At 71.0% G+C, this 12,137-nt stretch carries 13 protein-coding genes; 7 read left to right on the top strand and 6 right to left on the bottom strand.

All coding sequences use genetic code 11. From position 1 onward, the window contains the following. Nucleotides 1-8 precede the first annotated feature (8 nt). Nucleotides 9-455 carry a limonene-1,2-epoxide hydrolase family protein gene (locus AB5J73_RS09875; RefSeq protein WP_370969388.1) on the top strand — a complete coding sequence of 149 codons (447 nt, stop codon included), beginning with the start codon at nucleotides 9-11 and terminating at the stop codon, nucleotides 453-455. A 291-nt stretch (nucleotides 456-746) separates the two neighbouring features. On the opposite strand, the gene AB5J73_RS09870 is transcribed toward AB5J73_RS09875, so the two are convergent. After that, nucleotides 747-1,700, bottom strand: a complete 954-nt coding sequence (locus tag AB5J73_RS09870; protein WP_370969387.1) for a CapA family protein — start codon at nucleotides 1,698-1,700, stop codon at nucleotides 747-749. Nucleotides 1,701-1,826: 126 nt separating this feature from the next. Between AB5J73_RS09870 and AB5J73_RS09865 the strand changes: the two genes are divergently transcribed. The 6 genes from AB5J73_RS09865 (at nucleotide 1,827) to AB5J73_RS09840 (ending at nucleotide 7,206) form a co-directional block, all read left to right on the top strand. Next, nucleotides 1,827-4,295 (top strand): endonuclease/exonuclease/phosphatase family protein, encoded by a 2,469-nt coding sequence (locus AB5J73_RS09865; protein ID WP_370969386.1) that lies wholly within the window; start codon nucleotides 1,827-1,829, stop codon nucleotides 4,293-4,295. Nucleotides 4,296-4,432: 137 nt separating this feature from the next. Then, the gene (locus tag AB5J73_RS09860) at nucleotides 4,433-4,846 is read left to right on the top strand and encodes a hypothetical protein (protein WP_370969385.1); all 414 of its coding nucleotides are present in this window, start codon (nucleotides 4,433-4,435) and stop codon (nucleotides 4,844-4,846) included. Then, nucleotides 4,843-6,045 (top strand): putative T7SS-secreted protein, encoded by a 1,203-nt coding sequence (locus tag AB5J73_RS09855; RefSeq protein ID WP_370969384.1) that lies wholly within the window; start codon nucleotides 4,843-4,845, stop codon nucleotides 6,043-6,045. The genes AB5J73_RS09860 and AB5J73_RS09855 overlap by 4 nt, the downstream gene beginning before the upstream one ends. Then, nucleotides 6,045-6,620, top strand: a complete 576-nt coding sequence (locus AB5J73_RS09850; protein ID WP_370969383.1) for a hypothetical protein — start codon at nucleotides 6,045-6,047, stop codon at nucleotides 6,618-6,620. Before AB5J73_RS09855 ends, AB5J73_RS09850 begins: the two co-directional genes overlap by 1 nt. Then, nucleotides 6,617-6,919 carry a hypothetical protein gene (locus AB5J73_RS09845; protein ID WP_370969382.1) on the top strand — a complete coding sequence of 101 codons (303 nt, stop codon included), beginning with the start codon at nucleotides 6,617-6,619 and terminating at the stop codon, nucleotides 6,917-6,919. The genes AB5J73_RS09850 and AB5J73_RS09845 overlap by 4 nt, the downstream gene beginning before the upstream one ends. Next, nucleotides 6,916-7,206, top strand: coding sequence for a YbaB/EbfC family DNA-binding protein (locus tag AB5J73_RS09840; protein ID WP_370969381.1), 291 nt, complete (start codon nucleotides 6,916-6,918; stop codon nucleotides 7,204-7,206). The genes AB5J73_RS09845 and AB5J73_RS09840 overlap by 4 nt, the downstream gene beginning before the upstream one ends. Here AB5J73_RS09840 and AB5J73_RS09835 read toward each other — a convergent pair. The 5 genes from AB5J73_RS09835 to AB5J73_RS09815 form a co-directional block, all read right to left on the bottom strand. Continuing rightward, nucleotides 7,203-7,610, bottom strand: a complete 408-nt coding sequence (locus AB5J73_RS09835; protein ID WP_370969380.1) for a hypothetical protein — start codon at nucleotides 7,608-7,610, stop codon at nucleotides 7,203-7,205. The genes AB5J73_RS09840 and AB5J73_RS09835 overlap by 4 nt on opposite strands. Then, complete coding sequence (locus AB5J73_RS09830; RefSeq protein WP_370969379.1) at nucleotides 7,607-10,336, bottom strand: FtsK/SpoIIIE domain-containing protein; 2,730 nt, start codon at nucleotides 10,334-10,336, stop codon at nucleotides 7,607-7,609. The genes AB5J73_RS09835 and AB5J73_RS09830 overlap by 4 nt, the downstream gene beginning before the upstream one ends. Nucleotides 10,337-10,369: 33 nt before the next feature. After that, entirely contained in the window at nucleotides 10,370-10,615 is a 246-nt protein-coding gene (locus AB5J73_RS09825) for a hypothetical protein (protein WP_086862340.1), read from the bottom strand. A 4-nt stretch (nucleotides 10,616-10,619) separates the two neighbouring features. Continuing rightward, nucleotides 10,620-10,880: a hypothetical protein gene (locus tag AB5J73_RS09820; protein ID WP_003056176.1), complete on the bottom strand. Its 261-nt coding sequence runs from the start codon at nucleotides 10,878-10,880 to the stop codon at nucleotides 10,620-10,622. A 372-nt stretch (nucleotides 10,881-11,252) separates the two neighbouring features. Beyond that, nucleotides 11,253-12,128 carry a class I SAM-dependent methyltransferase gene (locus tag AB5J73_RS09815; protein ID WP_370969378.1) on the bottom strand — a complete coding sequence of 292 codons (876 nt, stop codon included), beginning with the start codon at nucleotides 12,126-12,128 and terminating at the stop codon, nucleotides 11,253-11,255. Nucleotides 12,129-12,137 lie beyond the last annotated feature (9 nt).

The raw sequence follows: 12,137 nt of genomic DNA, 5'->3' as shown, positions 1-12,137 counted from the left end.
CTGGGGGCATGACCGATGAACCCCAGGCAGTGGTGACCGGTTTCCTCAAGGCCCTCGAAGACCTCGACATCGACCGCGCGCTGGCGTTCGCGGCGAGCGACATCGTGTACCAGAACGTGCCGTTGCCGCCCGCTCGCGGCGTCGCCGCCGTCGAAAAGCAGCTGCGGCTGCTGGCCCGGTTCGGTTCCGGGTTCGAGGCGCGCACGCACCACATCGCCGCGGACGGCAACGTCGTGCTCACCGAACGCACCGACGTGCTGCGCCGCGGCGCGTGGGAAGCGGAGTTCTGGGTGTGCGGCACGTTCGTCGTCGAAGGCGGCCGGATCGTGCTGTGGCGCGACTACTTCGACTGGACGACGGTGCTGGCCGCGAGCGCGAAGGGCGCCGGGCGGGTGGCGCTGGCCGGCGCGCGCACGCTCCTCGGCCGCTACAAGGCGAGGCAGGCGGTGCGCTAGGCGCGGTGCTCGCCGCGGTCGTGGTCCCGAAGGTCCACGACCGCGGCTATCCCCAGCACCAGCACGAACACGCAGCTGAGAACAATCAGCCCCCACATGATCGTTCTCCCTCCCCCCGTGTCGTGCCGACCGCGAGCTGTCGGGGAGTGGTCTGTGCCACTTTTCCGGCGGCTCACGCAGACCGTACCGCCGCTTCACGCGGGTTGTTCCCGTCCTTGAGCTGCATTTAAGGCAGATGCGCCGGATGGGTGACAGGCGTGCGTCGCGTTGTAACAGACCGCGCGCGATCCGTTACGCACCAACGCCTAAACCGGACACCGAGGCGATTCCATCCCGGACGGACACCTTCGTCGAGCGCGCCGCCGAGACGTCCGCGAGGTACCGCAGCACCTTGCCCGCGTCGTCGCCGGCCAGCGGCTCGCATTCGTTGTCCGCGTTCCGCCGCACCGGGATGAGCTCGAGCCGGGGTTCGGCGCCGAACATGCAGCCCGCCAGCAGCCCGTCGACGTGCCGCCCGCGCATCGCCGGCCAGTCGAAGACGAGGTTGCCGAGGCTGTAGAGGATCGGGCGGCCGCGGTGGACCTCGACGGCCTGGATGGTGTGCGGCCCGTGCCCGGCGACCAGGTCCGCGCCGGCGTCGATGGCGGCGCGTCCGTACGCGACCTGGTACTCGGTCAGTTCCGGCCCGGGCAGCCCCCAGTGCATCGAGACGACGACGTGGTCGTTGTCCGCTTTGGCCCGCTTGACGTCGGCGACGAGCCGGTCCAGGTGCTCGGGCACCGGCGTCGTGCGGACGAGCGGTGGCCGGCCAGGGATGTCCGCGACGCGCGGATCGGGCTGGTACGCCGTGGTCGCAAACGCTTGCGCGACGCCGGGGAAGTCCGGCAGCGCGCTTTGACCTCGCGAACGGAGTGACGTGTACGCGAGGAACGCGACCTTTTCGCCCGATCGTTCCAGCACCGCGGGCGCGTGCGCGGCGTCGAGGGTCGCACCGGCGCCGCAGTGCGCGATCCCGGCGTGGCCGAGGACCGGGAGGCTCGCCATCGCGGTGAGGTCGTTGGCGCACGACACGACGTCGATGCCGGCCGACGTCAGCGCTTCGGCCGCCTGCGCGTCGACGGGCCCCTCGAGGTTCACGAACCGGAGGTCGGCGCCCTGGAACAGTGGGTTCAGCGGCTCGAACGCCGCCGCCGGGGTCGCCCGGCCCTGGATGTTGACGTCTCCGCCGAGTACCAGCGTGATCACAAAACCTGCTCTGCCAAATGAGTGACGACGAAAGTAGTTGTTACGAATCGTTGCATCTTTGTCTTCCTCCTCCTCACTTGCCCGGGGGACTATGCCACGACTGTTCAAGCACAAAGGGGACTCAGGGTGACCAAGACCCACAGATCCAAGGCCGCCTTCACGGTGGCCGTCGCGTCGGGCCTGGTGCTCGGCGGCGTGGCCGCGCCGGCCGCGCTCGCCGCACCCAGCGCCGACGCGGTCATCGCCGAGGTCTACGGCGGCGGTGGCAACTCCGGCGCCACGTTGACCAACGACTTCGTCGAGCTCGCCAACCACGGCGCGGCGGCCACGAGCGTCGACGGCTTCAGCGTCCAGTACCTGCCCGGTTCGCCGAGCGCGTCGAGCGCCTGGCAGGTGACGCCGCTGGCCGGCAGCGTCGCGCCGGGCGGGCGCTACCTCGTGGCCGAGGGCAAGGGCAGCGGCGGCACGGTCGCGCTGCCGACGCCGGACGCGACCGGCGCGATCGCGATGTCCGCCACCGCGGGCACGATCGCCCTCGTCTCCGGCACCACCGCGCTGACCTGCAAGACCGCCGCGGACTGCGCGGCCGACACCCGGATCAAGGACCTCGTCGGGTTCGGCACGGCGACCGTGCGCGAAGGCGCCCCGACGGCCGCGCCGTCCAACACGACGTCCGTCGCCCGCGGCACCTCGCTGGCCGACACCGACGACAACGCCGCCGACTTCACCACCGGCGACCCGTCCCCGACGAACACCAAGGGCGAGACGACCGGCGGCGGGAACCCCGGCGAACCCGGCACGCCGGCGAAGATCCACGAAATCCAGGGCACCACGCGCATTTCGCCCTTCAAGGACCAGAAGGTCAGCGGCGTCACCGGTGTGGTCACCGCGACCCGGACGTTCGGTTCGTCGCGCGGGTTCTGGCTCACCGACCCGAACCCGGACAGCGACCCGCGCACCAGCGAGGGCCTGTTCGTGTACACCGGCTCGACGAGCCCGGCCGTCGCGGTCGGCGACGCGGTGACCGCGACGGGCACCGTCCGCGAGTTCTACCCGGACGCGCCCGCGACGTCGAACTACCAGTCGCTCACCGAGCTGAGCAGTGCGCAGTGGACGGTCGACTCGCACGCGAACGCCCTCCCGGCGCCGACCGTGCTGAACCCGGACACCGTGCCGACGACGTACGCGCCGTCGCCCGGCGGGAACATCGAGCCGCTTCCGCTGGAGCCGGCGAAGTACGCGCTCGACTTCTGGGAAGCGCACGAGAGCGAGGTCGTTTCGGTCAGCGACGCCCGCGTCGTCGGTCCGTCGAACTCCTTCAACGAGCTGTACGTGACGTCCAAGCCGGACCAGCACGAGTCGGTCCGCGGCGGCAGCGTCTACCTGGGCTACGACCAGCTCAACAGCGGTGTCATGAAGGTGTCGTCGCTGATCCCGTTCGACCAGCGGCCGTTCCCGAAGCTCAACGTCGGTGACGTGCTGACCGGCACCACGTCGGGTCCCGTCGAGTACAGCACCTTCGGTGGCTACACGCTGTTCGCCAGCGTGCTCGGCACCGAAAAGGACAACGGGCTGCAGGGCGAAACCACGCGCAAGCAGCGGTCGGGCGAGCTCGCGGTCGCGACGTACAACGTCGAGAACCTGGCGCCGGGCGACCCGCAGGCGAAGTACGACCGGCTCGGCGAGGCGATCGTGACGCACCTGGCGACGCCGGACATCGTGAACCTGGAAGAGATCCAGGACAACACGGGCGCGACCGACGACGGCACCGTCGCGGCCGACCAGACGCTGCAGAAGTTCACCGACGCCATCGTCGCCAAGGGCGGCCCGCGCTACCAGTGGCGGTCGATCGACCCGGTGAACGACCAGGACGGCGGCCAGCCGGGTGGCAACATCCGTGTGGCGTTCCTGTTCAACCCGGCGCGTGTGTCCTTCGTGGACCGTCCGGGTGGGACTTCGACGACGGCCGTCGGTGTCGTTCGCGAGCACGGGAAGACGCACCTGACGGCTTCGCCGGGCCGTGTCGACCCGGCGAACGAAGCCTGGACGACCAGCCGCAAGCCGCTGGCGGGCGAGTTCGTCTTCAAGGGCCGCACGGTGTTCGTCATCGCCAACCACTTCAACTCCAAGGGCGGCGACCAGCCGACGCACGGCCGCTTCCAGCCGCCCACGCGGAGTTCCGAGGTGCAGCGCGCGAAGCAGGCGACGGTGCTGCGCGGGTTCGTCGATTCGCTGCTGGCGTCGGACAAGAGCGCCAACATCGTGGTGGCGGGCGACCTGAACGACTACCCGTTCTCGCCCGCGGTCCAGACGCTCACCGCCGGTGGCGCGCTGAAGGACCTGATCGCCACGGTGCCGGAAGCCGAGCGGTACAGCTACGTGTTCGAGGGCCAGTCGCAGGTGCTGGACCACATCCTGGCGTCGAAGGCGCCGCGCGGGGTGGACTACGACGTCGTCCACATCAACGCGGAGTTCGCCGACCAGGCCAGCGACCACGACCCGCAGGTGATCCGGTTCCGGCCGGGTGCGGGCAACGCGGTCTTGGACGGGCTTTACGACCTGCTCGACTACCTGGAGCAGGTCTTCGGGAAGTAGTTCTCCTTGCAGGAGGCCACCTTCGGGCGCATCGCCCGGAGGTGGCCTTTTGTGTTTTGACACCTTCGGGTGACGAGGAAACCGCATCGCGTGCGCCGCCGTCTTTACTGGTTGACGGGACCACAGGGGAGGGTGGCGTGGACGGGTACGCGGTGAAGGTGGGCGAGCTGGGCAAGCTCGTCGATGATCTCGGCACGGTGGCGGGGCGGATGGCCGACGCGAACCGGAAGCTCGGGGGCGGTGGGGCGTTCGGTTCCCTCGGGACAGCCGAACTGGGCCAGGCGGGGGTTGAGTTCGAGGAGGCGTGGGGGTTCGGCATCGGGCGGCTCGGGGAGGCGGCCTCGGGGGTCACCGAGCGGCTGGAGCGGGCGAAGGAGCGGTACGAGCGGATCGAAGCCGAGTTCGGGGGCGAGCTGGGTAGGTTCGGCTCGGCGGTGCTCGGAGGCGGTGTGCAGGGGATCGGCAGCTCGGTGCCTCCGGGCGGCGAAGGCCCACCCGGTGGCGGCGCCACGGGCGGCATCACCGACGTCCTGAACGGCCTCGGCCGGTGAGCGCCCGCGACTTCCCCGCCCTGGGCTTCGACCCGGCGCCGGGGGACCGCGACGGCGTCATCGACCTGGCGGGCAAGTACCGGGCGGTGAGCACCGACCTGGCCGAGGCCGACGACGCCCTCCGTCGGATCGTGCGCAAGGAGGGCAGCTGGCAGGGCGAGGCGAGTGAGGCGTTCGCACGGCGCCTGGGCCCGCTGCCGCAGTACCTCGAGGGCGCGGCTCGCTCGATGGGCGAGGCGGCCGACGCACTGGACGGGTGGTCGCGGGACCTCGGCGACCTGCAGAAACGCGCGTCGGACCTGGAGGCCCGCGCGGAGGTGGCGGCGCGAGCGGCGGAGCAAGCGCGGGCGAATCCGGACCTGGCGCTGGCGAACCGGACGTTCTCGGACGAGCCGTCGCTGCAGATCGCGCAGCGGCTCTTGGACAACGCGGGTCAGCAGCTCCAGGCGGCGATCGACGGCTGCCAGAACGTCCAGGACGCGGCGAAGCAACTCCAGCAGGAGCACACGGAGGCGGCGGCCCGGGTCGCGGTGGCGCTGCGGACGGCGAAGGAGTCGGCCCCGGACGAACCGCACGTGCTCGACAAGCTGAGCGACGCGGCCGGCGGGCTACTTGTCGACTTGTCGAACACCCTCGTCGACGGGGCGGAGCGGGCGTGGGACTTCGTCCAAGACCACGCCGAGCTGATTGCCAAGCTCTCGGACGTCCTGGGCGACATCGGCAACGGACTCGGGGTGTTGAGCGATGCCCTGCCACCTCCGGCGGGCGAGATCACCAGCCTGTTCGCCACCGGTGTGGGTCTCGGCGCGCTCGGCGGGCACGCGCTCGCGAAGACGGCCGGCGCCGACGTGGCGGGCGAGACGCTGGTCTTCGACACGGCCGGCGCCGTGACCTCGCTCGCCGGGGTCGTGCCCGGGGTCCCGGACACCGCGCTCAAGGTCGCGGCCTACGGCCTGCTCACCGAGCAGGCCGCCGGTGAAGTCGCGGCCGGCAAGGACTTCGAGAGTCCCTGGGACGACTTCGAGAACTACTGGGTGCCGAAGGACGGGGGCCAGGTCGCGGTGGCGGCCGGCACGCTCGTCGCCGGGCCGGCTCCGTGGGCGGCGGTGGCGCTGGGCAACGCCGCCGACGCCGGCGTCGCGGCCGACAACGCACCGGACCGTCGCCGTGCGCGGGCGGAAGACGAGGTGTGGAACTGATGCCGCTGGAGATCGACCTGCCGCCGGGATTCGCCGGGATGCCGGTCGGAGCCGACGACAAGATGAACCGCGGTCACGCCTGGACCATCGCCGGGAACCTGGCGGACGGTGCCGGCACCTCGGTCGAGGAGTTCGGCAGCTACCTGATGGCCCTGGTGCCGACGATGCGGGCCAACGGCGTCCGCGTGTTCGGCAAGTTCGCGGTCGGCAGGCGCAAGGGGGACGTCGCGACCCTGACGCTGGGCGTGGCGCGGTGGCCGGACGTCGCACCCGGCAACCGGGACGCGCTGGTGGAGGCGATGGCCGCGCAGTTCCGGAGCCGGCACGAGCACGCCGTCGTGCGGCCGGTGCGGCTCCCGATCGGCCCGGCGGTCGTCGGGTTCAGCGGAGGCGAATTCCGCCTGCCCGACCGGGACGCGCGCACCCAGATCAAGGCCGAGTACCAGATCCCGTTGCCGGACGGCCGGTCGGTGGTCATCCTTTCGGTGGTCGCGGAGTCCGAGGACGCCTGGCCGGCGGTCGCCGAGGCGACGGCGAAGGTGGCTTGGAGCTTGCGCGGACGGGCAGCAGCGTGAGCGGCTCGGTGCCGGACGTGCTCGGCATCGTCCTGATGGGCACGGTCGTCGCCGGCGGCCTGACGTTGACCATCGTCCGCGTGGCCCGGTCGGCGAAGCCGCGGGAAAAGCAGATGGCCCTGCTGGCCGCGGAGCTGGACGGCCGGAACCAGGTGTACCTCCGCATGATCGAGAACGGCCTCGAACTCGAGGACCTCCTCTTGGTGGCGCGCAGCCGCGGCTACAGCCTGATCGTGCACCGGTCCTTCAAGTACTACGAGTTCGTCTACACGCCGTACCACCCGGGGAGGGTCGCATGACCGGCAACGCGCACTTGATCGAGGAAATGCGGTGGCAGCTCAAGCAGATCGAAGACCGCAAGGCCGACAACCAGCGCCTGCTCAGCGCCGTCACGCCGGATCGGTGCGTCACCGTCGTCACCGGGCCGGACGGCGTCGTCAGCGAAGTTCGGCTCGCACCCGAAGCCATGCGGTCGGACGCCGGCGCGCTCAGCCGGGCCATCACCGCGGCCATCCGCGAGGCCACCGCCGGAAAACCGCCACCCGCGGACGAGGAGGAGCCCTACGACACCGTCTTCGACGTCTAGACCGGCGGGGGCTGTTCGCCCCGCTTCGACGTCGCCCGCTTCGCGCGCCAGCCCAACGCGAGCACCGCCTGCACCAGCTCCTGGTAGCTCGGCTTGACCTCCTCGAGGTACCGCTCCAGGTAGGCCGCCCGCGCGGTGGGGACCGGGCGTGGTTCGTCGCCGGGGGCGAGCCACGCGAGGCCCTGGATGTTGTGCAGGGCCATCTTCCACCAGCGCGTCGCGCGTTCGGCCGCTCGGGCCTCGCGCTCGGTGGCCGCTTCGATGGCGGTCCGGGCTTCCTCGATCTCCGCGGTCAAGGCCTCCTCGCGGGCGAGTTCCCACTCGCGCAGGTTCTCCGCCGAGCCGCGGGACAGGGCGATGATCTCCTTGTACCGCATGGCCGCGGTCGCGCCGTCGTCGGTCATTGCGGGTTCTCCGGACGCTGGAACGGGATGATCACTTCGGGCGCGCCGTGGGTCGTGCGGTCGAAGAACAACGCGCGGCCCGGGCGGGGCGACCAGTGCACGACCTGGCCCGCCGCGAACGGCGACAGTTCGTTGCCCTGGACGTCGAGCGCGGCCCACGTGCCGATGTCGTCGGTGCCGCCGAAGCCCAGGGTGTCCTTGAGCCGGGCGATGCTGCGCCACCAGCCGATCGTGTGGATGCCGTGGCCCGGGCCCTGCTTCAGGATCACCCGCAGGTGGTCGAGACCGCTCTTGAGCTGGCCGACCGCCTTCGCCTCCAGGGCCGGCAGCGCCGCGTCCACGCCGTACAGGAGCAGCACCTTCGGGCCGCCGGACAGCGAACCGGTCATCGATTCGAGCACACCGGTCAGGTCCTCCACCAGTGAAGCCGCGTGGCCGTCTTCGCGCAGCCGCTCGGTCAGCTCCAGCGCGGCCGGGGCGCACGCCTCGATCGGGCAGCTCAGCACGAACTCGACCTCGCCGGGTTCGTACTGCCGGGACAGCGAGCGCGCCGAGGAGTCCATGATGGACAGTGCCTCCGCGGTGGCCGAACCGAGCACGGCGACGTTGCGGCCCGGCGCGCGCGGGAGGTCGACGCCGCAGGCCGTCTCGGTCACGTCGATCGACTGGCCGAGCAGGGCGCGCGGCTTCGAGTTCGGCTTGAGGTCCAGGTACGCCGGGAACTGTTCCAGGATCGGCTGGTGCGCACCGTCGAACAGACGGGGGCGCGGGAAGCGGCCCGCGTACTCCTCCCACAACCGGTGCTGGAGCCGGACGAACACGTTCTTGCTGCTCGCGTCCGGCACGTGGGCCAGCTGGTTGCCGTGCGCGACGCCGGAGTCGTGGTTGATCACCGCGTGCCACTTCGGCGCGGACACCGCCGCGTTGTTCGTTTCGGCCAGTACGCGCCGCGCCTTCGGCATCGCGATCCGCAGCGTGCACTGCTCGAACACCGCCGGCTTGCCCCAGAACGCCTCGATGCCGGCGACGTCCTGGCTGGCCAGCACCAGGTGGATGCCCTGCGAACGGCCGCGTCGCGCGATGTCCTCCAGCAGCTGGGTGGCCGTCGCCGTCACCTGGTCGCGGCCCGCGAACAGGTACTGGAACTCGTCGATCACCGCGACGATCCGCGGCCAGTGCCCGCCGGGGTCGGCTTCGCGGAGGTCGGCGAGGTTCGTGACCTCGTGCTCCTTCGCGGCGGCGGACCGGCGGCGCAGTTCGTCGGCCAGGAAGCGCAGCAGCGCCAGGCCGAACTCGCGGTCGGTGTTGACGTTGACGCCGACGAGCCGCGCGTGCGGCAGCCAGCTCGCGTCCTTGCGCCCCGGCGCGAGCCCGGCGAACGAGACGCCTTCCTTGAAGTCCAGCAGGTACAGCGCCAGCTCGTCCGGGGTGTACCGCGCGGCCATGCTGCCGAGCAGCGCGTACAGGAAGTTGGTCTTGCCCGAACCGGACGGGCCGCCGATCAGGACGTGCGGGCTCGCGTCGCCGATCACGACCTCGACGGGTTCGCCTTCGAAGAACCCGACCGGTGCGCGGAGTTCCCGTGCCGAACTTTCGCGGCCCAGCTCCGTCGGCAGCAGGTCGTCGAACGAGCGCGGGCCGCCCTGCTTGGCGATCAGCGCCTTGGCGATCGTGTCGACGGCCCGGATGACCTGCGCGGAGGGCATCGCGGAATCGAGGTCGACGACCAGGTCGGTGCCGGTCATGCTGCTGATCGCGTGCTTGTCGTCGAGCAGGCTCAGCGTCTCGACGGGGGCGCTCACCGCGGTCGGCACGTCGATCATGATCAGGCAGATGCCGGCGGCCAGCGCGCCGCTGGCGACGCGCTTGAGGTCGCGGGCGCGTTCGGGTTCGAGCGTCTCGCCGTTGCCGTAGAGCACGACGATGCGGTACGGCTCGCCCCGCTGCCCGCTCTTCTTCCGCATTTCCCGCAGCGACGTGTACCCGGCGGACATGCAGCTCGCGTGGATGCGGCGGATGTGGCCGGCCAGCTCGTCGAGGAGGTCCTCCAGCCGGCCGGGGTCGTACAGCGAGAGCGCGCTGGTGTGGCTGAGCGGGTAGAGGTCCGGCAGGATCGCGGTCAGCTGCCCGATGTCCCACAGGTGCACGCGCACCGCGCCGGGCTCGAACGTCGAGAGCACGCGGACCAGCAGGTTCTGCACGATGCCGTCGATCACCGGCCGGGTCTTCGGCGCCGACGTGATCGCCAGGTGCGACTCGTCGAGCAGCGGGACGGCGACGTCGAACGTGCGGGTCGGGTCGTTGCCGGCGGCCGTCGCCGAACCGACGCGCCACAGGCCCGGCGAGACCAGGCCGGGGTTGTGGCCGACGGTGCCGAGCCAGTCGCCCGGCGGCAGCCCGGCCGCGCCGGGAGCGTTGTGCGCGACTAGGTCCCGCAACGTCGCCGGACCCTGGCTCCAGTCGGTGTAGAAAGCGCTTCGCACGCTGCCGAGCGCGCCGAACACTTCGTGCGCGGCGGGGTGGCGGGACCACTCGTTCTGCTGCTCGGCGCCGGCGTGGTTCATGCCGACGTGGACGATGTCCCGCTCCAGCTCGAGCTTGGCGAGGTCGGCTTCGGCGGCTTGACGCGCTCCGGCGGCCGCACCCAGCACCAGCCCGATCTGGTGGCGGACCCGGTCGAGTGCGGTTTCGACGCGGTTGCGTTGCTCGGCTGACTTGTTGGCCATCGGCGTCCCCAAGAAAAAGTGTCCCTAGCAGGATTACAGGCGCGACCGGTATCCGCTCACCAGGTCTTCGGCGGAGGCCAGGCGGACGAGGAGCTGGTCCAGCCCCTCGCCGGCCTGCGCGTACTGCGAAGGAAGCCAGGGATCGGCCTTGGCCTGGGCGTCCACGAGCGCCTGCCGGGCTTCCCCGAGCAGGCTCGTGGCCCGCTCGGAGTGGGCGCGCGCATCGGCGAGCCCAGCCACGACCGCGGTCAGCAGCTGGTGGAGTTCGGCGAGCGTCATCCGGCTAGAGACGCGCCGAGTAGGAGTCAGCTGAGGAAATGCTTGCTTGGACGGTGCTCTGCAGACCATTGATGCCTTGCAGGGCTTCGGCCAGCAGTCCGTGCGCTTGGCTCACTTCGTGCTGGCTGCTGCCCTGCGTCGCTTGTGCGAGCGACTGCTGGGCTTCTTCGAGAGACTGCGCTGCCTGCTGCAGAGCGGCGATGCTCGCGGACGCCTTTTCGTTGGCGAGCGCGATGCCAGCGCGGATCTCTTCGACTCCGGCCATCGGGCCTCTACTCCTCGAAATCTCTGGTGTCGTACGGGACGGATTCCATTGAAACAGATCCAACGACTCAGCGTGATCATCTGACTTTGCCGAGTGATCGCGGGTCCGGAATCAGCAAGGCCCCGGACGTGGGACGTCCGGGGCCGAGCCGATCACGGTCTGTGCGGGGGTCGTCCCGGCACCAGTACCGCACACTGAAGTCGCTGGCCAGCGCTACCCCAGGTCAGAGCGGTTTTCGTGCCACTGCTGGCCTTTCTCGACAGGGGGCGGGCGAGGTGGGGCTGAGACTAGCGCGACCGGAGTAACCCGTTTCGCCCAGCCCTGGTCGTGACTCGCCGTACCCGGGGAGAAAAGCGCAGCACCGAAGAGGTTTCACATTCCGGGCAGCTGAAAGTCCCAGACGAGCAGTGCCGGCGCACCCTGTCCGGCCGCTCGGGCCGCGTCCGGCACGAGGGCGGCGAGGCTCCACGGCCAGAGCTCCCACGGTCCGGGCTCGGTCGCCGCGGGGGCTGGATCCTTCGTCGGCAGACAAGGTTCTTTGCAGCGAAGCGGCGTGAGCCCGGCCGCGAGAGCGGCTCGCAGGTAGTCGCCGACGAGGTGGCGGTGCGAGGCGAGGCGGCCGGGCCGGCCGTCGGGGCCGCGCAGCGACGGGATCGAGCCGCGGGCGACGGACTCCGGGTGGACGTCGCAGAGCACGGCGCGCCCGCCCGGCCGCAGCACGCGGGCGAACTCCGCGAGTACCGGACCGAGGTCGCCGACGTGGGTCAGCGCGAGGCCGCACGTGACGAGATCGACCGAGGCGTCGGCGACCGGGAGGGCGGTGAGGTCGCCGAGCCGGAAGTCCGCGGTGGGCACCCGTTCGCGGGCGCGGGCGAGCATGCCGGGCGAACTGTCCACGCCGATCACCCGATGCCCGCGCGCGGCGAGGATGGCCGCGTAGCGCCCGGTTCCGCAGGCCGCGTCGAGGGTGTCGCCGGGGTGGCCCGCCAGTTCCTCGAGCCACGGCTCATCGAGCGCGAACGCGGCGTTCGCGGGGTCGTCGTAGGTGCCGGCCCAGAGGTCGTAGCCCGGCACGGTGTCGAGCCGGTCGACGTCGACGCCGGTGGCGAGGGATTCGTCGTCGAGGAGCCGGCGGACCTCGGCGATCCGGGCTTCGACGAACTCGCGGTCGTGTTCGCCGGTGAACGCGCGCAGCAGCGCGAGGCCTTCGATACCGATCAAGTAGGCCAGCGGGTGCTCGTAGCTCACCCGCGGCAC

It is taken from the genome of Amycolatopsis sp. cg9, assembly GCF_041346945.1.
In the GTDB taxonomy this organism is placed as follows: domain Bacteria; phylum Actinomycetota; class Actinomycetes; order Mycobacteriales; family Pseudonocardiaceae; genus Amycolatopsis.
The sequence above is the reverse complement of the archived record's forward strand: the minus strand, read 5'-3'. Positions and strand labels throughout refer to the sequence as shown.